Below are 21386 nucleotides of genomic sequence, written 5' to 3'. Positions count from 1 at the left end.
GGGGGTCAAAATTGGACGCCGATTGGGGGTCAATTTTGGATGCCGATTGACAACCAACCGCGGTGCAGAAGGATGGATCGCGCCCGCGCGACCGCCAGTCGCCCATGGCCTTCCAGCCAGACCGGAGCCGCCGTGCGACCTGCTCCGTAGGGAACATGCTTCCTCACGAAGGCGGGGAGCGTGGGCCGCAGATCCTGGCTCACCCTGTCGGAGCGGCGCAGCTCAAGACTGGCCGCATCCCGCGTCCGACCCTTGATCGCCGGATCAGGCTTCCGGATCTCCGCATACTGCCCGGCGGACGTGCCGACGCAGAGGTAGAGATTGTCCATCATACCCTCGAGACCAGTTTCTTGATGCGAGGGGACAATGCAACAAGTTGCTGCCGTCTCGAAGCGTGCATAAGCATGCACGCCAGATGCCGCACACCCACAAGATCTGACCTGCGCATCGAAGGACATATCGCAACATCCCCTTTCCCTCGGGCGGTGCGCCTTGCCTAAGGGTCCGAGGAAGGCAAAAAGCCCGACCGCACCACCGGAGCGTCAGCGGAGCGGCTGCAGGTCCCTGCCCCAGCCCAGGCATCGCCATCGAGCCGGACACCGACCGTCAGATGGAAACTCACCAACGGCGACCTCGGATCTCAAAGCCAATGTTAAACAGGCTCTCCGTGAATGCCTCGAGTGAGGAGTTCTTTCTTTCCAGCGAAACGTACCCATCAACTGAAGGCGAAAGGCGCCGATTGGCCCGCAGGAGCCACCGTTCATCCGAGCGGTCCTGACCGAAAAAGACCCCGCCCTCTTCCCTGAGATACGCCAGCGAGACTCTCGTCGGCTGCCCCCAGAGCACCGAGCCGAAACCGACATCCACTCCCTGCGTCATTGCAAGGACGCCATCCGGCCCGTCACCTACGGAAACGCCGAAGTCAAAGGCGCCCACTTCCCGAACAACGCTTGATACGGATAGTCGGAGTCTCCTCTGCGAATCCCCGAGATAACGCTGATGCAGGGCCGTGACAGCCACGTCGTGTGATGCGTTCCCTGTGGAAAATACCCGGCCGAACGTCACGGACCTGAAGAAACGCTCCTCCTCGCTCAGGTCCCGCCTGAGATTGTATTCGGATGCGCATGCGTCGACATAGCTCCAGGTGCGAGAGGTGTACTTCAGGCAAGCGGTCGTCGAATATTTCAGGACATTGAGATCATGTTCGAACGAATGCCGCGCGGTACCATACGCACTCAACGTGAAGAGAAGGCCATCTGCAACGGCCAGACTGGCGCCAGCATCCGCCCGAAGGCCGAACGTCAAGCCACTCCTGGCGCGGGACTCTGGATCGACAACAAACGTGAAGGGGCCAATGGAAATTTCATCGACCGGAAACCCTCCATTGATGTTGTGGTCATATTCCACCACCGGCGCGATGCCGAACGTAAGCCGGGGCCTCGGCGTCACGCCCTGTCTGGAAAGTGACAGACTCTCCGCCACGAGAATCGCATATTTCTCGCCGCCGGCCGGCCGCTCCTTGAGAAGAGTCTTGAGGAGCAGCCTGGCGGCACCGAACTCCTGGGCCAGCCTCCATTCGGAAAGAGCGTCGGGGCGGGTCGTCCTTGCCCAAGGGGTGTCAGGAGTTCCCAGAAGGATCCCAAGCGCAAGCAGGGTGATGGCAAGAAGGCGCAACAACAGAGTCCTGGATCAGTCCCGCTGCAATCTGCCAGAGGGACGAGAGACGTCAGATCCCGGTGGTGACCAAGGGCGAGGACGCCCTTGGCCGACCTGGATCACTTCCTTTCGGCAATGAATTCGCCGTAAAGCCCCTCGACATCGCTCGGGCCATGGATGATGTCCGCCTCGATGGCCCCCATCACCGCTTCGGCGGTGCCGCCGACAAAACCGCCATAGGTCACGCCCCGCACGGTTGCAGTCTCGTTTTCGGCGGTGATGCTGCCATCAAGATCAGCCATGAAAACGTTGTCCATGATCTGGCCGTCCTTGATCGCGACAGAACCCGATACAGAAACTCCCTCGCGGTCCTTGAAATTGCCGAGAGAGCCGGCAATCGAGGAATCGCTGAAGTTGGCAGTCAGCGATACGGTCGACAGCACATCGGCATCCGCGGCACTCTCTGCCGCATCGTACGCAGCCTCGCTGAAGAAATAGCCAGCCACACCCTCGTAGGACGCGGTACCTGCCGTAGGCATCGAACCGACAGGCGTCAATTCGACAACTTCGTACTTCTCGATCAGGCTGTCCCCGCGGGTCGCAAGGCTATCGAAAGACGTGCCACCATCGCTGCCACCACACGCAGAGAGGCCGGCAGCCACAACAACCAGTCCAACGACATTCTTAATATTCACGTCACGTCTCCGTTATTTCAACGCGACCTCCCTATCGATGGAGCACGAGGTTTCGTCAAGCTCTGCGCCCGATCCCCCGGCCTGAGTTTAACGGAACAGGCGCTTTCTCGGCCTGGCGGCTTCCGCTTTTGCGACCTTGGCCAACTGTATTTTATCGACTTCAGCCGGGCGTCCCTTGCGATGCCTGCGGCATTAAGTATCATGCTGCCATGACCTTCAAGATCGAGAGGATCGGATTGGGTCATCCTCCCCCTGACCCGGCGGACGGTATGGGACAAAGTCAGCATTCCCGGGAGGGCCGGGAAGCGGCTTTTCCCGGTGATGCGGACAGCAAGTCGCCAACCAGGAAGAAGCGCTTCCTGAAGCAGAACAACGACCCGGCTTTGTCATGTACCTGCTTTTGATTGGCATCGCAGCGGGCGGATACATGGCAATGCCGAATGGTTGGCGTGTTCGAGCGTCCCCAGGATTCCGGAGACTTCCGCGCCCGTGTAATCCGCAGTCTTTCCCTGCGGCTTGCCGCTCGGGAATTTCCGAGCCGTATCACCTTCCCACCCGGCATCGCCGGACCATGCTTGTCAGATGATCCGGCCGAAAGCGCTGGTGTCAGGATCAGGAGTAGGCCCAGGCGGCGAGCCAGCTCAGCCCGGTTCCGACGAGGAGGACTTGCCCGAGCGAGGTGCCCAGGACAAACAGGGTCGCAATCAGCCCCAGCGCGGCCAGACCGGTGACCATCAGAACGACCGCAGCGTGGACCAGGAAGGCCAGGCCAAGAAGGAAGCCCGCGAGGTGCCCCTTCGGAAGCTCGGCCGCCAGCGCCATCGTGGCGAGAAAGGCAACCGTCAGAAACAGGTAACCGATATAGAGCACGGGCCGGTTCGCAATGAACGGGTAGCCCAGCCGGGAGGGGCGCGGCAGCTCCATCAGAATTCCGAGGTCCCCCGCGATCTCGCGGACCGCCCAGGCATGCGCGAGCGCCAGCACGAGCGCCAGAAGCGGCACGACGAGCATCAGCAGGAACTCCGCACTCTTCGCCCGAATGTCAGTCATCATCATCTGCCCTTTCAATGCAGCATCGGCCGGCGCCCAAGCGCTCGGAAATCGTTTTTCAGACGCTCGAGCCCGCGGAGCGTCAGCCGCCCGCCCTCGATCTCGGTTGTGATCCGCGCCACCACGCGCTCGTCCACCTCCAGCCCGTCCAGCACGCGGATGACGAGGCGCTCGAGATCGGAGCCCGTGGGATAGCCCACGGGAAAGAGTGTCACGCGGTCGAGAAGCGGAGCGCTGAGCCCCTCGAGGCTGTTGGCCGTGAGGATCCAGGTGACGTGGCTGAGATCGACCGGCGCCTGCAGGTAGGGGCAACGGTAGCTTGCCGCGGTGGAGCGCTGCAGAAAAGGCAGGAGGGCCTGGCGAGGATCGCCGCCGGAGGAACTCGTCTGCCCCTTTTCGACCTCATCGAAGATCACGAGCGGATTTGCCACGTCGCTCTCGTGGATGAGCCTCACAGCCTCACCCGGATGGGAGGAATTCCACTGGAAATCACTCCCCCCGATCGGAAAGCTCGCCGTCATGCTGGCGCCCTCCAGACGCGACCGGGGCAGGCCCGCCAGTTCGGCCAGCCGCTCGGCCATCCGGGTCTTGCCGCAGCCGGGAGGTCCGAGCAGCAACAGCGGCGGCAGGCGAAACCATCCACATTCATCGAGACTGTCGAGCGCCCTCTGCCAGGCCCATGCGAGCGGCTTCCGGAGCCAGGGGCCTTCCGCAAAGAGGGCGGCAAAGAGCCTGTCCACCTCGTCCGGCGTTCTCGGTCCAGCAAGCCTCTTGGGCTTGGCCAGCGCCTCTCGCAGGGCGTCCCGGCCGCGCCGGTCCTCCCCGACTTTTGCCGGAGCGGCATGCAACAGGATATGGCCCGCCGGCACGCTGCCGTTCGTGACCTCGGCGGATGCGGTTCCGCAATCCCCCTCTCCTTGCGAAAGATCGCCGGCCTGCAGCATGAGCCGCGCGCGTACCTCGGAGGCGAGGCCCACCCACAGCGGATCGGCATTCTGCAGTTCACGCAGCCGTCTCCTGACGACCTCATGAGGCTCCCCGCAGGCGCGCTTGAAAAGGAAGCTGTAGGTCTCGAGAGTGGACGGCCGCTTCAGGAACGACCACCTCTGCGCCTCATTGTGATGCATCGAGGCGTCCATGTCCCGCAGTTGCGCCCACTCGCGCCGGAAGCCGGCTGGCGTCGGGGGAAGCTCTTCGGCACTCCCGGTTTCATCGAGATCGTCGTCGAAAAGAGGCACGGCCACCACCTGGGTCCACGGTCAAGCTGATGCGGATTGGTAGGAGGCCCGGGACTCGAACCCGGTCGCTACGCTGATCTGGCGCTAAGGGCTTATAAGACCCCGCCGCACACCCGTGCCGCCTCCCGAAATCGGAAGATCAGCGTATCGAGTGGTGGGCGTGCTGGTTCGACATGCCGAGATTCTGACGGCGCCCGAATCGGCTGTCAAGATGGAAAATCCAGATGGGGATGCTCGGCTCCGGCCCGATAAGGTCCGCAGACATCGTGAACCGCCTATTACAGGATCTGGAAATGATCCACGGGATCTCCGATCCGCTGACAGTTCCCGCGAAGCTGCACTTCCACCAAGGGGCCAGGTCGATCGGCTCGCATGGCCGGAGCGGAAACGTGCCATATCGGATTCCACCCCTCGCCGCTGCAGGAACGAAACGATTGGAAGAAAGATCGGCCGGCACAACACAGCCCGGGGCGGATCCTGAGAAGATCCGGATTTTCTTTGCCGATGCCGCCCCGACACCGGCCTCCGTCCTCCGACGCGGCAGGCACGGGATGCAGAATCTCCGGATTTCGGATACGCCACCGAAAACAGGCGAGTCGAACATGTCGAAAGTTTCTCCTCCCAGAAACCTGACCCCTGGCCTGTGCCGGAGGATCGAGGCGGACATGCTGGAGGCTTGCTGCCAGGTGGCCGAGAAGCACGGCCTCCTTGCGGAGAGCCTCGGGGTGAAGGCGATGAACCTGCGCTGGAACTTCGAGTTCGGCATCCGCGTCTCGATCCCGCTGGCGGACGGCACGGCGCTGAATCCGGAGCGCATTCTGTTCGAGGCGCTGGCCGAGGAATATGGGCTGTTGCCCGATGACTATGGTCGCGAATTCTCAACGGGGCACGAGCGATTCCGGGTCGCGGGCATCGATCCCCGGAGGCCCAGATATCCGATTTCGGCCGAACGCATCCCGGACGGCCAGGGGTTCAAGTTTACAGCCGATCATGTGGCGCTTCTGCTCAAGGCCGAAGAATGAAGGATATGACACCGGGGCTGTCGAGGGACGTGCCCGGCGAGAGGATGAGAACCTCGGCCAGGGATGTCCGTTCCAAGTCTGCCATTCTGCCTCCCCTGAAGGCTATCCGCATCTGCGCGCTGCCGCCGCCTTCGGAAGGTCGAGGCTGGGCGGGAGGGATGCTACGCAGGAACCTACCACCGGTACACCCAAGGGGTAATCCCTGACCCCATGGTTTAATTGACTCACATCCCGAAACTTCATCATCGTAAACAGGCCCTGGAAGGATGCCCGTTCGGAATTTTATTACCCGGACTAACCTGCTCTTCCTGTCCCTAAGCAGGAAGGTGCAGGGGGCTCCGTTAATCAGAAGAGCGTCAGGGTTTTTTAAAATAAGTCATTATTTCATTTGGTGGCGGGGCGGCGGGAATGCCGCCCCCGCCCTCATCATCAGGACAATCACGACTGACTCAGTCTGCGCTCAACAGTCTGATAAGCCCGTATTGGGCCTGAATCTGGCGGCAGAGGATTGTCCAGAGGCCCGATCAGGTCCTTGGGTGCTGAAGGTCACGGCGTAAACGCGCTCACCCCGGCGATATGGTGCGCGGCCATTCCTCCCGGCATGGCGAGGCCTGGGTTGAACGGTTACCGCTTATCGCATACAGACTGTCAGAAATGGTGGTTTCTGACCCCGGTCCCCCTGCCCTGCCGGATCAGGCCCTTACCCCGACAGAAACCAGGTCCGGCTGTGTCTCAAGGCTCCGACGACAAGGCCAGGCTCATGCCACTTTGAAAGAAGAAGGAAGCAGCATCCGCTCGCCTGAGGGGCGGCGCGCTTTCGGCGAAACTGTCTGGCGACTTGGGCGGCTGATGGAACTCGAGCGTGAAGCGATCGAACCGATGAATTGATCGGAGCCAGCCCTCGTAACCCGTGTTACCAGGAGGGATCGGTTCTCGTCGCGATGGGTGACGGCTCCAGCATCCTTGCCAGCTCACGTGGCAGCATCCGCCGGAAGCGCTCGTCGAACGGAAGCTGCGGGAGCTTGTCGCCGATGAGTTTCACCATGACATCTGCCTGCTGTCGATCCCGTATCTTCTTCTGCGGCTCCCGGGTTTCCCGGGCGGACAGCCAGAGCTTGTGGACCGCCCAGTACCGAGGATCGGGACACCGTATGGGAGCAGGGAAGCCCCTCTCGTCAAGAACGACCACGTCGACCGCCGGAGCGTTGACCAGCCACTGCAGTCCCGCGATGGGAGCTGGACGGATATCTCCGGCCTCCAGAGGATCGGCGCCGGGCATTGAGCGGTATATCGGCGGGGGCTCCGGTCGAAGGAACTCGATCATGTAGCCCTTGTCGTTGGTCAGCCGGAAATCCATCGTGCCGCAGGACTGGAAGCTCTTGTCCACGGTCCGCTGCACCAGTCGCGTCAGACCGATCCGCTCATCCGTCTCGGTCAGGAGCCGCAGACGGTTCCGGTCATCGACAGGGATATCGACGTCACCGGTCGCAGTGGATGCGGAGTTGAACATGACCCCGGCAAGACTCTCATACGCGTAGAGCGCGTTGGTTCCAATGACCCGGATCGTGGCACTCTTGTCGTGAATCCGCAGGGCCCGCAGCGTTCGCGCGGCCATGATGGGAAGCCGCCCTGCATTCAGGGCACGCAGCACCGCGGCCTGTTGGTTCATCTCCGCAGAAAGGGATGCCAAGCGGGCCTTGTTGGCATCCCGACCCTGATGGAAGGCCAGGTGGATCCGCTCGGTGTCCGGGCTGCGGGGCCCGAGGGATTTCACCACACCGCGTTTTCTGCTGTACAGGTAGTCCCGCCCGTTCCTGACCTCCCAGCCGACAGATCCTCGAAAGCTGTGCCGGCGCAGATCATCGGCCGCGATCCAAGCGTCCCACAACTGCGCCATGTCGATCCGCTCACGCACAGTCCTCGCATCCAACTCACTGTAATTAATCATTTTGGTATCACCTTCCGGCTATGAAATCATAGCGGTACCAAAATCATTTTATTCAAATATTTAGTCAACAAAATTGTCCCTCGGGGGCGTGGCTGCAAGGGAACTGGAGCCGTTCCCGATTCATCGATCAGGTCGTTCGGCCACCGATCAGCTCGGGGGATCTCCTTGCGGTGCCCTTCCCCCGTCCCGACCGGGCGAGAAGCCGATGCTGGTCCGATCGATCGGATGAAAAGCTGATCACCCTTTTTCCGGAGAACCTTGCCACCGGCAAATCTTCTGCTGTCTGCTTGGAGAGGGTCGCCCGGAAGCCCCGATCGCGCCCGGGGCTGAAGGTCTCGACGCTACTGCATTCACCCGGCCAGATAGTATGCGGCCATCCCTCCCAGCGTGGCGAGGCCAGGATCCGCGCGCAGCCGCATCACCGCTCCGACCGCCAGCAGGCCTGCGAGCTCGGGCAGGATATCGAGCGCCGCCTCCGCAGTCAGGAAGGGCGGCAGGATGACGGTCGTCGCCATGGCGGCGATGAGACAGGGGCCGAGATGGTCAAGCCACCCGCCGCGCGCGGCGGCCAGCGGCATCCGGCGCTCCCAGAGCAGGGGCACGACCCGCGTGGCATAGGTGGCGATGCCGATGACGAGAATGGCAAGCCAGATCTCGCTCATGCCGTCCCCCGCCGTGGGAGAAGGGCGGCCAGCGCCGCCAGGGGCACGGCAAGTTCCGGACGGCCCAGCCCGAGAAGAAGGGCGGCGATGGCTGCCGCAAGCAGCATCGGCAGATGGAGGGATCGCCGTGCCATCGCCAGAACCAGCGACAGGAACAGGGCCGGCAGGGCGAAGTCGAGGGTGCTGGCCAGATGCGGCGAGACGGCCTGCAGGGCATCTCCGGCGGCATTCCCCATCCCGGTCCCGGCCACCCAGACCAGAAGCACCGTCAGCCCCAGCGCGATCAGCCAGGGGCCGCGCAGAGGCCCGCCCTGTCCCTCGCCGGCCGTCAGGGCGGTGGCGAAGACCTCATCGGTCAGCCCGTAGCCGAAGACCGAGCGCTGGATCGGGCTGGCCGAAATCCGCGGGGCAAGGGCGAGTCCGTAAAGCAGGTGCCGGAGGCTCGCAGCGATGCACAGGGCCGCGATGACCAGCAGCGGCACCCCGGAGGAAAGCGAACTCAGCATGAGCGCCTGGTTGGCGCCCGAGAACATCGTGAAGGACCACAAGGCGCTTTCGGCCGCCGAGAATCCCAGCCGGGACGAGGCTGCGCCAAGGGCGAAGGCCACCGGCAGGTAGGCCAGCGCGATGGGCAGGGCGGCCCGCGCGCCGGCCCTCAGATCGCGGAGAACCGTCATCACAGGGCCTCCAGAACGAAGAGATGGGTGCCGGCATCAAGATCCCCGTCGCCGTCCGTTGCGTAGAGGCGCTGGTGCGATCGGAGCTCGAATCCGCAGCAGCGGGCGAGGGCCAGGAACCGCGCCGGAAAGGTCTTCGGGTCAACCTCGTCATCCAGTCCGGCGACCAGCGCCTGCAACTCGAGCAGGTGAAACCGCGAGAAGACCGCCAGAGGATGTGAGGGCAGGACGGGACGCTCGACAAGGACCAGTTCCTCGTGAAGAGCGCGGATCTTGCGGATCGCCGCCTCCGTCCGGCCCCCCTGCGCCAGGGCCTGTGCCATCGGCAGATCCTCCCGCAGCTTCTCGGCAAGCGCCACATCCCCGGGATGGCTGCCGCTCGGAAGGCTCACCAGCGTGTCGAGGACATACCACAGGTGGTGCCGGATCAGGGCCGCCTGACGCTCCTGCCGCGTCCTGAACGGCGCGAGCATCTCGTCGGCCACGATCAGCAATCCGCCGGTCTCCAGCTGTCCGCGAATGGAGGAAAGGAAGGCTGCGGTATCCAGGTGGTGCAACGCGCCGATCGAGACCGCACAGGAAAAGGGAGACGCCGGGGGTGCAAGATCGGTCACGGACGCCTGCCGGATCTCGACATTCGGGTCCGAGGCGAACCGGCGTTTCAGCTGCGCAACTGCCACCTCGCTCGGATCGACAGCGAGAGCCGAGAGGTCCGGGCGGAGTTCACGCAACATGGCCAGCGGAAGACCGGGCCCGGTTCCGACATCCAGGATGCGAAGACCTTCGACCGAAGGAAGGGCCCCCGCCACGGCAAGGGCCCGGCGTGCATGGGCCGGGTGGACGAGGTCGTAGGCCTCACAAGCATCGACATCGATGCGGTCCTCGAGCAGGCGGCGGCCATCGCTTGCCCCCCGGCCGGTTTGCGCGGCCTGCACATTGATCCCGTGGGGCACCGTCGGCCGGCCGGCGCGCGTCAGCACGTCGGCCGCCAGCGCGGCCTCGATGATCGTGCCTGGCGCGCGCGCGACATCTTCAAGCCTCGCGGCGTCACCCTCGACCCTCCGCTGCACGGCCTGCCGGGCGAGATCCCAGCAGCGCGCGCCGAGATCACCCGCGAGTCCCTGCGGGCGGGGGCCGAGATCCCGCATCGGGCTTCCCCGATAGAGCGTGATGACCGCCGGATCCGCGGATGTGACGAGGAAGCGCCGCACGGCGGGGGAAGCGGGGAGCCCCTCGACATGGCGCCGAAGCCGGTCGAGCCCTTCTTCGGAGATCCTGCCGACCGGGGAGGCCCTGAAGGTGGTGACGCTGACGCCAAGGCCGTTCTGCACTTCCACCGTGGCGCGGCTCAGGATTGCCGTGACGGCGTCCCAGTCCGGCCCGCCGGCCGGCCAGGGAAGATCATGGTCGGGCGTGCCGGGCGTGATCTCGGGATAGACGACGCTCACGAGCGCCCGGCAGGCCGCGTTTCCGGCGGCGTAGATGTGATCGACATCCGCGGCGAAGGACATGGACTGGCCGGCGCGCAGGGTCTGGGGGCGCGCGGCCGGTCCGGTCCGCATTTCTCCCGCCAGAACCACGACATGTTCGAGCACCCCCGGAAGATGGGGCTTGGCCTGTCGGCTCTCGCCGGCGGGAAGTTCGAGGATGTAGGTCTCGATCACCGGAGGCGTTGTCTGCCGCTCGACCAGGCGGACGCTGACGCCCGCGTCCTCCACCAGAGCGCTCGCGGGCTCATCGCCGAGCAAGGCTGCGAAGTTCAGGCCCAGAGCGTCGGCCAGGCTCCAGAGGGTCTGAACGCCGGGATTGCCATGCCCGCGCTCGAGAGCCGAGATGGTGGCCCGGCTCACGCAACTCAGCTCGGCAAGCCCGTCCAGAGTGAGGCCGCGCCGCTGCCGGGCGCGGGCGATGTTGGCGCCGATCCGCGCCGCCCTGTCGACCTCGACCGAATGAGGCACTGGCCCCTCCCCATGTTGCCGGGGGCAAACGTAGCAGCTATTCCATTATAATGGAAGATTCCGACAAATCGGAAAGCGCCATTGCCGGTGCGGGAGCCCGCAAGGCTGCGTCACCTACGGCCATCCTCCGCAATCGCCAAGCGCCCAACGCCTGACGCGCAGCCCTTGCAACCCCGCGCACGCTCGATGTCTTGGCCATTTCAGGCAAAGCGGCACAGCGCTTCTCCCGATCAGCCTGCTCTGTCCACACCCGGCTCCGCCGGAGCCAGTCTCCTGACGATCCCGGCATGGACCCGCGCAATTTCCTCGCGCTCCCCCACGTCGAGCAGATCCAGCTCGGGGACGAGGGCGTGCAGTTCCCGACGCGATACCAGCCGCATGGACCAGTCGGGAAAGCGCCGCCTTTCAATCTCGAACATCCCGAAGGTCACGATATCCTCGTGGCGGGCATCGCGGGAGATGCAGGAGAACATCTCATTGCAGCCGCTTCGTGGCCCCTCAAGTATCTGAACGAAGTGGAAGCCATCGTAGAACAGGATGCCGGTGATCCCGAAACGAGGGTTCATCACGCGGCTCATCCGAATGATGCTCAGAATATCCTCCTCTGGATCGGACAGGCGGGCGCGGCTTCTGTAGGTCAAGGATATCAGTTCACCCGACATGACGGCGGTCCGACATGTCGAAGCCGAAGCCCTGTTCCGGCCCCACCACGCGGAGCACCGGCCTGGAGGCATGGCGGCTTCCCGGGGAGGACATTGCTACGGACATTTCCGTTCGATCCTGACCGCTGCGGAAGAAGGCGACCGCTTCCTTGAGTTGCTCGGCTTCAACCGAAAGCTGGGCCGCTCCGCTCGCCAGCGCCTCCGCAGAAGTGGTGTTCTGCTGTGTCACCTGATCGAGTTGCTGGATCGCCAGCGCCACTTGCTGCGCACCAACCGACAGTTCGCGCGATGCGGCCGAAATGGACGAGACGAGGCCCGACGTGCGCTCGATGTCCGGCACAAGCCGGCCCAGCATCTCCCCGGCCGTACGCGCCGTGGTCGCGGTCCGCGCCGAGAGCGTCGAGATCTCCGCCGCCGCGAGTTGACTGCGCTCGGCCAGCTTGCGGACTTCGGATGCAACGACCGCGAAGCCTCGTCCGTGCTCTCCGGCGCGGGCAGCCTCGACGGCGGCATTGAGGGCGAGTAGATCGGTCTGGCGTGCGATCTCCTGAACGACCGAGATGCGATCGGCGATCGCTCCCATTGCCTCGACCGCTTCCCGGACCGCCGCGCCGGAGGCGCGGGCATCCTCGGCCGATTTCGCAGCGATGGCTTCTGTCTCTCCCGCATTCCCAGCCGCCTGCTTGATGTTCGAGGCCATCTGCTCGACGGACGTCGAGGCTTCTTCGGTCGCGGAGGCCTGTTCGTTGCTGCCCTGCGAGAGCTGTTCCGAGGTGGCGGCCATTGTCAGGCTGTTCGCTGCGACCTGACCCGTTGCCGAACTCACTCGGCCAACCACCTCACGGAGCTTGACGATCATCGTGTTGTTGACGTGGAGAAGTTCTGCGAGTTCGTCCGAACCGCGCGGTTCGGCAAGCGTGGTCAAGTCGCCCGACGCCACCCGCTTCGACAGGTCCAGGGCACTGCCGATGCCCCGGGTGATTGACCTGATGACGGCCATCGCGGCGAGGCTTCCCACAACCACGGCGACAATGGCGAGGAGCGACAGGTTGAGGCCGCTCGCGCTCAACTCTCGATCGGCCTCTTCTGTCGCGGCGGTCATCTGGTGGCTGTAGGCATCGCGAAACGCTTTCAGTTCCGCAGCGAGTGCCGACATCCCCTGCCGTGACTCGGTGGCGAGAAGCCGGGAGGCTTCTACGGCCTTCCCCGTATCCGCCAGAGCAAATACCTGATCATTGATCGCCGCCGCCACCTTCCGCTGCTCGCTGTAGCGTTCGATCATCGGTCGGCCGGCGTCATCGGCCAGGGCGTTCAGGCGGTCGATGCTCGCGCTCATCGCCGCGCGGATGCGGGTGATGTCCTCCTTGCGGGCGGCACGCTCTGTTGCGTCCGCCGCGGAGACATAGTCGCGCAGCACGATGTTGAACTCGCCCTGCTCGACCTCCAGTTGCCGCGCGGCATCCACGCGAGCTGCCAGAACATGTGCGATTTCACCCAGCGTCTGGTTGGAGTGGCGAAGATCCACGATACCGAGCAGCATGCCGGCCCCCATCAGCAGGAAGACCAGCAGGAAGGTTGAAACCAGCTTGAGCTTAATGGTAAATCTCATGATAATCTTTAAGTCTCCACACTTCGGCCGCCTCTGAGCGACGGTGCTTGCAACGGCTGATACGGCCTCGGATTACTTCAACGGTGACTGTGCCTCGCCAGGCCATTCGGCTGGCAGAGAGGCGCGAAGTGCTGCTTCAAGCCGAAATGAGGGCGCTCGGGCTGCGAACGGATGTAGCCTGCAAGGGAAGATCCCCAACCACCACATCTACCTGCGTAGCTTCTTCTCGGCCTTTCCGGCCAATGCGGCTGGCGGGGACGTGTCCCTTTCCGGCACCGGCCATCCGGTCGCGGCGGCGGGTCGAGACGCCTATGGGGGCGCAGGCGCAGGTGAATCAGGGCCGAGTATCCCGGCATGGTGATTGGCGGCGAGACCGTGACCCGCAGAGGAAGAATTCCAGTTGTTCGCGAGACCGACGCTCCAGCATTCCCGACCCCGCCCAAACCCAGCCATAGACGAACTGAATCAGAGGGTTCCGACTTTTTCAACAGCCCCACCCACCAGCTTCACGCCGGAGAGCCCGCGGCGCACGAGGTCGCGCAGGAATGCGGTCCAGAAAGGTGAGGGCCATTCTGGCTGCCAGGGGAGGGGTAAGTCTCCCAGCTCGGTGCAAATAGGCGTAGCATCGCGAGGGGTCCGGAACGGACGTGGAGCACTACAGATTACGCAACTGACCCACGGCGGCAGCCAGAGGCATTGCGCGCAAGCCGTCACCTGCCGGGACTTCCCGTTCACCGGCGTAGACCAGCATCTTTCGGTCGGCCTTGATGTCGTCGACCGCCAGGTGAAAACCACGCGACACCTTGGGCGCGGTGGTGCGCTTGATCTCGATCGCCCAGATGTCATCCCCGGGAAGCCGCAGAACAAGGTCAAGTTCAGCCCCCGCCGCGGTTCGGTAGAAGAAGGGCTCGGTTCCTGTTGGTGCGGAGGCGATCAGGGTCTCGATGCAGAACCCTTCCCAACTCCCACCGACCACCGGATGCCCCAGAACGCTCTCCATTGAGCTCAGGTTAAGCAACGCATGGACGAGGCCACTATCCCTGACGAAGACCTTCGGCGACTTGACGAGGCGCTTGCCGACATTCTCGTGCCAAGGCTGCAGGCGCCGCACCAGCATAAGGTCGACGAGCAGATCAAGGTACCGTCCTACTGTCTGACCCGAGACACCTAGGCCCTCGGCCAGCGCGGCTGCATTCAGCAGTCCACCCTGCGCATGCGCCAGCATCGTCCAGAAGCGGCGCAGTGTGGCGGCCGGGATGCGCAGCCCGAGTGCGGGGATATCGCGCTCCAGGTAGGTGCGCAGAAAATCCTCGCGCCAGATCAGGCTGTCCCGGTCGCTGTCCGCCTGGAAGCTGTCCGGGAAGCCGCCTCTCAGCCACAGGTCGTTCAACCTCTCTGGGCCTACTTCGTCCAGTAGGAGAGGCGGCATCTCGATGTAGCGAACCCGCCCGGCGAGGGACTCCGCTGATTGATGGAGCAGTACATTCGAAGCAGACCCCAAAAGAAGGAACTGCCCCGTGCGGGCCCCTTTGCGCCGTCGCATGTCGATCTGCCCTCGGAGGTTCTTGAACAGGTCCGGCATCTGCTGGACCTCATCCAGGATCACGAGTTTGCCGACCTGTTCATCCAGATAAAGATCGGGCTCCGTCAGGATCTGCCGATCCGCGTCGCGTTCCAGGTCGAGATACACAGACGGGCGTTGCCCGGCTATCTCCAGCGCAAGAGTGGTCTTGCCAACCTGCCGGGGCCCCAAAAGGACAACGGCCGCTTGGCTCTCGAGGGCGCATAGCACGGTCTGACTGGTCCGGCGCCGGTACATACCCCGCAATTACTCCATCACATGGAGGATTTGCAAGGTTTTCGTGCCCGGTTGAGCGCGGGCGCCATGATGGCACAGTCGAAGCCGAGCTTCGTCAGCAGCCCTCGGCGTCGGCCGCATCATTCTTCTGGCGCTTGACAAAGGGCTTCACGTAGGCGGGCGGGATCAGGCGCACCTCATGGCCGAGCTTGCCGATCTCGCGGCCCCAGAAATGCGCGCCGCCGCACGCTTCCATGGCCACGACGCAAGGTGGCAACCGGCCGAAGAAGTCGAGCACCTGGTCGCGCCGAAGCTTCTTCCAAAGCACAGCTCGCCCAGAGGCATCAGCCCCATGCGGCTGGAACACGTTCTTCGCCAGATCGAGCCCGACCGTGGGAATCTCCGACATGACCGTCCTCCTCTGTGGATCGTCGCAGACCCACCTTGGCACATCGATGCCGTCGGGGGGCGGTCACATCATCAATGCCCACCTGAGGTTCAGAAACCGGAAAAGAGCATGTCGAGAGCGCCCCGGATCTCATAGTCGGACCCGGAAAGATCCGCGACCGGCGGCCCCTTGAGCAGGCCGGAGGGAACAGCCGCCATCTCTGTGGTGTGAAGAACGTGGGCCTCCCCCTCGATCGTGAACACCGGCTCGAGCCGACTGATCGCTTTCGGGCCGGAAGCGGCCGGGAGAAGCGGCGCGACGACGCGGGAACCGGTGTCAATCAGGTCCGTCTGGAGGTCGAGCACCAGCCGCCCGCCCAGGACCCGGTAGACCTGAAACTGCGCCATCAGTCGACCTTCAACACCTGAAGATCCGCCAGCGGTGTGCCGTTGGCCTCGATCCAGGCGCGGCGCTCGGATATCGCCTCCGCGTTCTCTGCGGCCCAGGCACGCGCCCGTGCCGCCCGGACCGCCTCCGAGACAGCCGCGTCGCTGATCGCTGACACGTTGAGGCCCAACTCCCGTGCCGCGGCGAGATTGGCCGCTGTCAGGGTGACGTTCGTGCGCTGTTTTCCTGTAGACGCTTGCGGCATCGTTACCTCCAAGGACACACACTACATATACACACAGCATGTTCTCTACAAGGATGCCACAGTTCGCATGTGACACCCATGGCGCTTGGTGTCAGTATCCGTGTCGCTTCTTCCCGGCCTCTCCGGCACCGGCCATCCGGCCGCGGCGGCGGGTCGAGACGCCGATGGGGGCACAGGCGCAGGTGAACCGGGGCCGAGTATCCCCGCATGGTGATAGGCGGCGAGACCGTGACCCTCGTCGCGCCGGTGGTTGTCGTGGAGCCGCACGCTGTTGGGGGAGGTCCTCGTTGTTCAGCCGGAGTCTGACCGGCCATCAGGGCCATATTGCCCTCAGATCCCATTTGCCCTGCGGGCGTGAACCCGGAGGGGGCTGGCTCTGTCGCTGGCAATCAATCAATTTAGGCCCTATGGGTGATCGATAACGGCGAGGGTTATCGATCATGCAAGAGCTTGTCCGGTGGAACTGGCAGCAGCCCGACTGGCCACATTGGCGTTTCCGCCCCGAGGCTCTGGTGGAGCAGGAGCGGGAGTTCCTGCTGCGGTCCGGGAAGCTCATCGGGGCATGGCAGCATCTGGCAGCCGCCGAGCGGGATCAGGCCAAGATCGCCCTCCTCAGTGAGGAGGCTGTCATGACCTCGGCCATCGAGGGTGAGGTGCTGGACCGGGCCTCCGTCCAGTCCTCTGTCCGCCGGCAGTTCGGCCTCTCCTCGGATCGGAGGGCAGAACCGGCCGAGAGCGGCATTGCCGAGATGATGGTGGACTGCTTCACGGGCTGGAACGAGCCGCTCACGACAGAGCGGATCTGGATATGGCATGAGCTGGTCTGCCGCGGACGGAGCGACCTGCGGGCCGTGGGGCGCTACCGTGACCATCCTGAAGCCATGCAGGTGGTCTCCGGTCCTATTCATGCCCCCAAGGTCCACTTCGAGGCGCCACCCTCTGACCGGATGGCGGCGGAGATGGATCGGTTCCTTGGGTGGTTCCAGATCTCCCCCCTGCCCTCTCTGGTTCGGGCGGGCCTGGCCCACCTCTGGTTCGTCTCCATCCATCCCTTCGAGGATGGCAACGGCCGGATAGCCCGTGCCATCTGTGAGACGAGCCTGGCCCGAAGCCTGGGCCAGCCCAGCCTCGTGGCCCTGTCCCGGCAGATCGAACGCGACAGGAAGGGCTACTATGCCGCTCTCGAGGCGAACAACCGGCAGATGGAGGTGACGCCCTGGCTGGTCTGGTTCGCGGACACGGTCCTGCGGGCGCAGGACTATTCCTCGGCTCTGATCGCCCATCTGATCGCGAAGACCCGGATGCTCGATCGGTTGAGGAACCAGCTGAACCCCCGCCAGGAAAGGGCTCTGCTGCGCATGTTCGACGCTGGCCCGGACGGCTTCCTCGGCGGGCTGAGTGCCAAGAACTACATGACCATTACCGGAGCTCCCCCGGCCACGGCCACACGGGACCTGAGGGATCTCGTGGTCAAGGAAGCCCTGGTCCGGACGGGGGAGCAGAAGGCGACCCGGTACTGGCTCAAGCTTGAGTGAAGTCTTGCCCTCCGGGCAGGGCAAACTCGGTGGCGTTCTCGATGGCCGCTTCTCCCGCCCTTCCAGGGACTCCCTCGATGCCTGGGGGCTGCTTCGAGCGGATCGAGGCGGTCATCGGTGAAGACCACGGCATGAGCCATGGTCCGACCCAGGGCCTCCTCTTCCTCTGCGGTGAGCTGTAGAGCTCTCGCCCGGCATGACAGCCTGACGAAATACCGCATTGTGACCACATCGCCGGGCAGGGGCACATCGACCCGGCTTCACCACTCACGTCGGCTTCCCCCCGCATCGCCGGGGGCGGGCGCGCCCCGTCACGACGCCCCGGCGGCAGGCGAGATGAGTACCGTTGGAGATCCAGCCCACCGCCGTCGCGGCCGAGATCCGCCAGGCCTTCGACCGTACACATGCTGGCGAGACCTGGCGCAAGGCCGCCGAACCGCTGTGCCCGCGCCGGAGCAGCCCCCAGTTGCAGCTCCCAGCAGGCGTCACCCCCCGGCCAGCCCGGCATCCCGCTGTTGCTCGGCCTCCTCCAGGTCGCGCAGCGTCTCCAGGCCGAAGACGGCGAGGAAGGCTTCGGTAGTGACGAACGTGTGGGGCGCGCCGCGGCGGGGTTCGCGCGGGCCGGTGCCGATCAGGTCACGTTCGACCAGCCGACCGATCAGTTCGCGGGGGATCTCCTTGCCGAAGATGTCCCTGAGCCCCTCGCGTCCGATCGGCTGGTGAACGGCGATGGCCGCCAGCACCGCGAGATCGAACTCGGCCAGGTTCAGCGCCTGCCCCCCCGCATCCGCCGCCGCCCGGATCGCGGGCCCGTAGGCGGGCCGCGTCCGGAGCCACCATCCTGCCCCCACCCGTACCACCTCGTAGGGGCGGTCCTCCAGATCGGCCGCCAGATCCTCGATCAGCAGATCGACCGAGGCCCCCTGCCCCACCACCCGGGCCAGATCCTCGCGCGGCACCGGGCTGGCAGAGGCGAACAGCACCGCCTCGATCCGGCGCATCCATTCGCGCCAGCGCAGCTCGGCCGGCAGGTCCGCCAGCTCGCGGTCGAGATCGGGCTCTTCCCGCCGCCGCGCCATGGTCAGAGCCCGTAGAGGCGGAACGTGTCCCGCCCGGTCAGTTCGCGGAGCGCGCCGAGCCCCACCAGCCGGTCGCAGAGCCGCCGCGCCGCCCGGTCGGACATGAAATCGAGCGCCGCCGGCGCCAGAGCATCGCGGGCGAGAAACATCTCGACCGCCCGCCCCGCCCCCTTGGCGCGGAGCTTCGGCGCCACGACCGCAAGACGTTCCGCCCGCCGCGCGAGATCGGCCGCCAGCGGCACCGCCCGCCCCGCCCCCGCCACGACGGCCCGGTGGCAGGCGAGCTGCAGGGCCTCGCCGCGCAGCCGCAGGTCCCGCGCGGTCAGGGCGAGGCCGAGACAGGGCAGCAGATGGCTCCAGCCGAGCGCCCGGGCCAGCACCGCATCGGCGAGGATCAGCGCCGGCGCCTCGGCACGGGGCCGCTCGGTCAGAAGGGCCGCGAGCAGCCCCGCAGCCCGCTCCACCGGCCCCCCGCTCGCCGCCGCGAGGCCGCGGGCGAGCCGGTCGGCCGGCAGGTCGGCGATCATCCCTTCCAGCCCGCTCCCCGGCAGCGGCCGCGCCACGGCCCGCGACCATTGCCGCAGGATCAGGCCCGCTGGCCCCGGGCGATCGCCCGGGCGCAGCAGATGCAGCGCATCGCGCAGTTCGCGCCCGCCCTCGCGCCGCCCGGCGCGCTGCGCGCAGCGCTCCGCGGCCATCACCGCAAGCCGGTCGCGCCACACTCCCTGGGGGATTGCCTCCTGCCGCACCACCAGATGCAGCGTTCCAAGCGCCGCCCCGGAGCGGAAGGCCGCCGTCACGAGGCTCTCGGCCGGCGCGGTTTCGATCCAGCCGGGCAGCGGCGGGATCGGAGGGGCTCCAGGGGGACGGGCGTCGGTCATGGCGGCAAGCCTATCCCGTCACGGCGCTTTTTGCCAGTTATTTTGCCGAAAGCGCCGCACCTTGCCGGAGTGGCTTATGTCCGGTAAGATTGCATTATCGGACAGAGGAACCACAGGAACGCGACCATGCAGGAAAGACCCGGGACAGCGCCTCCGGAGCCGCGCGAACAGGGCGAGAGCCGCGACCGGGAGCCCGAACCGATCGCCCCGCTCGCCCATGTCGCCGGATCGGGCACGTTGGACCGCCTCGCCGAAACCGCCCGCGACTACGCCCGGCAGGCCGTCGCCACCAACACCCTCAAGGCCTATGCCCGCGACTGGGCGCAGTTCACCCGCTGGTGCCGGATGCGCGGAGCGGACCCCCTTCCCCCCTCGCCCGAACTGGTCGGCCTCCATATCGCCGATCTCGCCGCACCGCGAGGCAAGGCCCACGCCCTCTCGGTCGCCTCCATTGAGCGGCGCCTCGCCGGCATCGGCTGGAACTATGCGCAGCGTGGGGAAAGGCTGGACCGAAAGGACCGTCACATCGCCACCGTCCTCGCCGGCATCCGCCGCCGGCACGCCCGCCCGCCCCTGCAGAAGGAGGCCCTCCTGCCCGAGGACCTGCGCGCCATGCTCGCCACCCTGCCCCACGACCTGCGCGGACTGCGCGATCGGGCCATCCTGCTGATCGGCTTCGCCGGAGGCCTCCGGCGCTCCGAAATCGTCAGCCTCGACCGCGGAAAGGATGATACCCCGACCTCCGGCGGCTGGGTCGACATCCTCGAAGACGGAGCCCTCCTCACCCTGCGCGGCAAGACTGGCTGGCGCGAAGTCGAGATCGCCCGGGGATCAACCTGCCACACCTGCCCCGTTCATGCCCTCGAAGAGTGGCTGCACTACGCAAGGATCGACTTCGGCCCCCTCTTCGTCGCAGTCTCCCGCAACGGGCGCAAGGCCACCGCGGACCGGCTGTCCGACAAGCATGTCGCACGACTCGTCAAGCGTTGCGTCGACGACGCTGGCCTGCGCCCAGAACTGTCCCAGACAGAGCGAATCCGCCTGTTCTCCGGCCATTCCCTCCGCGCAGGCCTCGCCAGCAGCGCCGAGATCGACGAGCGCCACATCCAGAAACAGCTCGGCCACGCCTCCGCAGAAATGACACGCCGATACCAGCGAAGACGCGACAGGTTCCGGATCAATCTCACCAAAGCCGCAGGGCTCTGAGCCGAAACCGACGCACCCTGCCCTCCTGCGCTCCGGTTGCCGCGCCCCCGCCACGCGGTGCGCGCGCCACAGTCGATCAGGCCACGGAGTCTATGAGCGTCCGACCACCCGCGTGTGAGGGCCTGTGCGGCAATCTGAAGCCGCCTGATCGAGAGGCTGGAGGCGAAGGGCGCCTTCTTCCGCTCGCTGACCATCTCATCGACACGGCGTCGCCGCAGGGCAAGTTCGCCCTGCAAGTTCTCGGCGCCGCGGCCTAGTTCGAGCGCGCTCTGATCCGGGGAACGCACCAAGGCTGGGCCGGCATCGGCTCGGAAGAAGGGACGGATCGGCGGCAACCCGGGCCTGCGCGCCCGCAATCCGGCCGCGCTGCGAAAGGTATGGTTGGCGCGGCACGACGGCCACATGGATCGCCTGAACGAGACGGCTCAGGACTGGGAAGATGTGCTGCGCATCATTACGGCCCCTTCCCCTGCGAGCGTCAGTGGACGCAAAGCCGGCTGCTCCGCGCCGTGAACGCCTATAACCAAGGGCGCAGATTCGGACATCACGCTTCTGGCCATCTGCACCCGGCTGAAAGCGATGCGCGAGCTGATGAGCGACAACCAAGTTGGCCGACGTATTGCCTCATGAAGGAATGTTCCCGAAGCGGTGGCTGTCGCCTCATCCGGAA

General features: G+C 65.3%; 19 protein-coding genes and 2 pseudogenes. 4 read left to right on the top strand and 17 right to left on the bottom strand.

Annotated features, from left to right (window positions below):
- Positions 1-29: 29 nt before the first annotated feature.
- The 5 genes from FG154_RS18350 to FG154_RS18330 all read right to left on the bottom strand — a co-directional run bounded on the left by FG154_RS18350 (position 30) and on the right by FG154_RS18330 (position 4639).
- Positions 30-329: a hypothetical protein gene (locus tag FG154_RS18350; protein ID WP_145111090.1), complete on the bottom strand. Its 300-nt coding sequence runs from the start codon at positions 327-329 to the stop codon at positions 30-32.
- Between the two features lie 289 nt (positions 330-618).
- Positions 619-1674 carry a hypothetical protein gene (locus tag FG154_RS18345; RefSeq protein ID WP_108222387.1) on the bottom strand — a complete coding sequence of 352 codons (1056 nt, stop codon included), beginning with the start codon at positions 1672-1674 and terminating at the stop codon, positions 619-621.
- A 101-nt stretch (positions 1675-1775) separates the two neighbouring features.
- Positions 1776-2351 carry a transferrin-binding protein-like solute binding protein gene (locus FG154_RS18340; protein WP_145111087.1) on the bottom strand — a complete coding sequence of 192 codons (576 nt, stop codon included), beginning with the start codon at positions 2349-2351 and terminating at the stop codon, positions 1776-1778.
- 612 nt (positions 2352-2963) lie between these two features.
- Complete coding sequence (locus FG154_RS18335) at positions 2964-3401, bottom strand: hypothetical protein (protein ID WP_145111084.1); 438 nt, start codon at positions 3399-3401, stop codon at positions 2964-2966.
- A gap of 14 nt (positions 3402-3415) precedes the next feature.
- Positions 3416-4639, bottom strand: a complete 1224-nt coding sequence (locus FG154_RS18330) for an AAA family ATPase (protein WP_145111080.1) — start codon at positions 4637-4639, stop codon at positions 3416-3418.
- Between the two features lie 224 nt (positions 4640-4863).
- Between FG154_RS18330 and FG154_RS21555 the strand changes: the two genes are divergently transcribed.
- A complete protein-coding gene (locus FG154_RS21555) occupies positions 4864-5661 on the top strand; it encodes a hypothetical protein (RefSeq protein ID WP_246100421.1) in 798 nt (265 codons plus the stop codon).
- Between the two features lie 913 nt (positions 5662-6574).
- Here the strand turns inward: FG154_RS21555 and FG154_RS18320 are convergent.
- The 10 genes and pseudogenes from FG154_RS18320 to FG154_RS18270 form a co-directional block, all read right to left on the bottom strand.
- A complete protein-coding gene (locus tag FG154_RS18320; RefSeq protein WP_145111077.1) occupies positions 6575-7609 on the bottom strand; it encodes a GSU2403 family nucleotidyltransferase fold protein in 1035 nt (344 codons plus the stop codon).
- A 350-nt stretch (positions 7610-7959) separates the two neighbouring features.
- Positions 7960-8271: an AzlD domain-containing protein gene (locus tag FG154_RS18315; protein WP_108222391.1), complete on the bottom strand. Its 312-nt coding sequence runs from the start codon at positions 8269-8271 to the stop codon at positions 7960-7962.
- The gene (locus FG154_RS18310; RefSeq protein ID WP_108222392.1) at positions 8268-8948 is read right to left on the bottom strand and encodes an AzlC family ABC transporter permease; all 681 of its coding nucleotides are present in this window, start codon (positions 8946-8948) and stop codon (positions 8268-8270) included. The genes FG154_RS18315 and FG154_RS18310 overlap by 4 nt, the downstream gene beginning before the upstream one ends.
- The gene (locus tag FG154_RS18305; protein WP_145111074.1) at positions 8948-10906 is read right to left on the bottom strand and encodes a methyltransferase domain-containing protein; all 1959 of its coding nucleotides are present in this window, start codon (positions 10904-10906) and stop codon (positions 8948-8950) included. Before FG154_RS18305 ends, FG154_RS18310 begins: the two co-directional genes overlap by 1 nt.
- Positions 10907-11136: 230 nt before the next feature.
- Positions 11137-11568 (bottom strand): BLUF domain-containing protein, encoded by a 432-nt coding sequence (locus FG154_RS18300; protein WP_108222394.1) that lies wholly within the window; start codon positions 11566-11568, stop codon positions 11137-11139.
- Entirely contained in the window at positions 11558-13177 is a 1620-nt protein-coding gene (locus FG154_RS18295) for a methyl-accepting chemotaxis protein (protein ID WP_108222395.1), read from the bottom strand. Before FG154_RS18295 ends, FG154_RS18300 begins: the two co-directional genes overlap by 11 nt.
- Positions 13178-13832: 655 nt before the next feature.
- Entirely contained in the window at positions 13833-14996 is a 1164-nt protein-coding gene (locus FG154_RS18285) for an ATP-binding protein (protein WP_108222397.1), read from the bottom strand.
- A gap of 103 nt (positions 14997-15099) precedes the next feature.
- Positions 15100-15384, bottom strand: a pseudogene (locus tag FG154_RS18280) (IS110 family transposase); the annotation flags it as partial.
- An 89-nt stretch (positions 15385-15473) separates the two neighbouring features.
- Entirely contained in the window at positions 15474-15770 is a 297-nt protein-coding gene (locus FG154_RS18275; protein WP_145111071.1) for a CcdB family protein, read from the bottom strand.
- Entirely contained in the window at positions 15770-16015 is a 246-nt protein-coding gene (locus FG154_RS18270) for a type II toxin-antitoxin system CcdA family antitoxin (RefSeq protein ID WP_044249738.1), read from the bottom strand. Before FG154_RS18270 ends, FG154_RS18275 begins: the two co-directional genes overlap by 1 nt.
- A gap of 440 nt (positions 16016-16455) precedes the next feature.
- On the opposite strand from FG154_RS18270, the gene FG154_RS18260 reads away from it, so the two are divergent.
- The gene (locus FG154_RS18260; RefSeq protein ID WP_145111064.1) at positions 16456-17550 is read left to right on the top strand and encodes a Fic family protein; all 1095 of its coding nucleotides are present in this window, start codon (positions 16456-16458) and stop codon (positions 17548-17550) included.
- A 485-nt stretch (positions 17551-18035) separates the two neighbouring features.
- Here FG154_RS18260 and scpB read toward each other — a convergent pair whose 3' ends face one another.
- Positions 18036-18629 carry an SMC-Scp complex subunit ScpB gene (gene scpB / locus FG154_RS18250; RefSeq protein ID WP_145111058.1) on the bottom strand — a complete coding sequence of 198 codons (594 nt, stop codon included), beginning with the start codon at positions 18627-18629 and terminating at the stop codon, positions 18036-18038.
- Positions 18630-18631: 2 nt separating this feature from the next.
- The gene (locus FG154_RS18245) at positions 18632-19510 is read right to left on the bottom strand and encodes a DUF1403 family protein (protein ID WP_145111055.1); all 879 of its coding nucleotides are present in this window, start codon (positions 19508-19510) and stop codon (positions 18632-18634) included.
- Positions 19511-19636: 126 nt separating this feature from the next.
- Here FG154_RS18245 and FG154_RS18240 point away from each other — a divergent pair, with 126 nt between their 5' ends.
- A complete protein-coding gene (locus FG154_RS18240; RefSeq protein WP_145111052.1) occupies positions 19637-20716 on the top strand; it encodes a tyrosine-type recombinase/integrase in 1080 nt (359 codons plus the stop codon).
- Between the two features lie 144 nt (positions 20717-20860).
- Positions 20861-21304 (top strand): annotated as a pseudogene (locus tag FG154_RS21550) (recombinase family protein); the annotation flags it as partial.
- Between the last annotated feature and the right edge of the window lie 82 nt (positions 21305-21386).

Origin of the sequence: Cereibacter sediminicola (assembly GCF_007668225.1) — a bacterium.
GTDB lineage: Bacteria > Pseudomonadota > Alphaproteobacteria > Rhodobacterales > Rhodobacteraceae > Cereibacter_A > Cereibacter_A azotoformans.
Note: the sequence above shows the minus strand (reverse complement) of the source record. Positions and strands in the feature narration are given on the sequence as shown.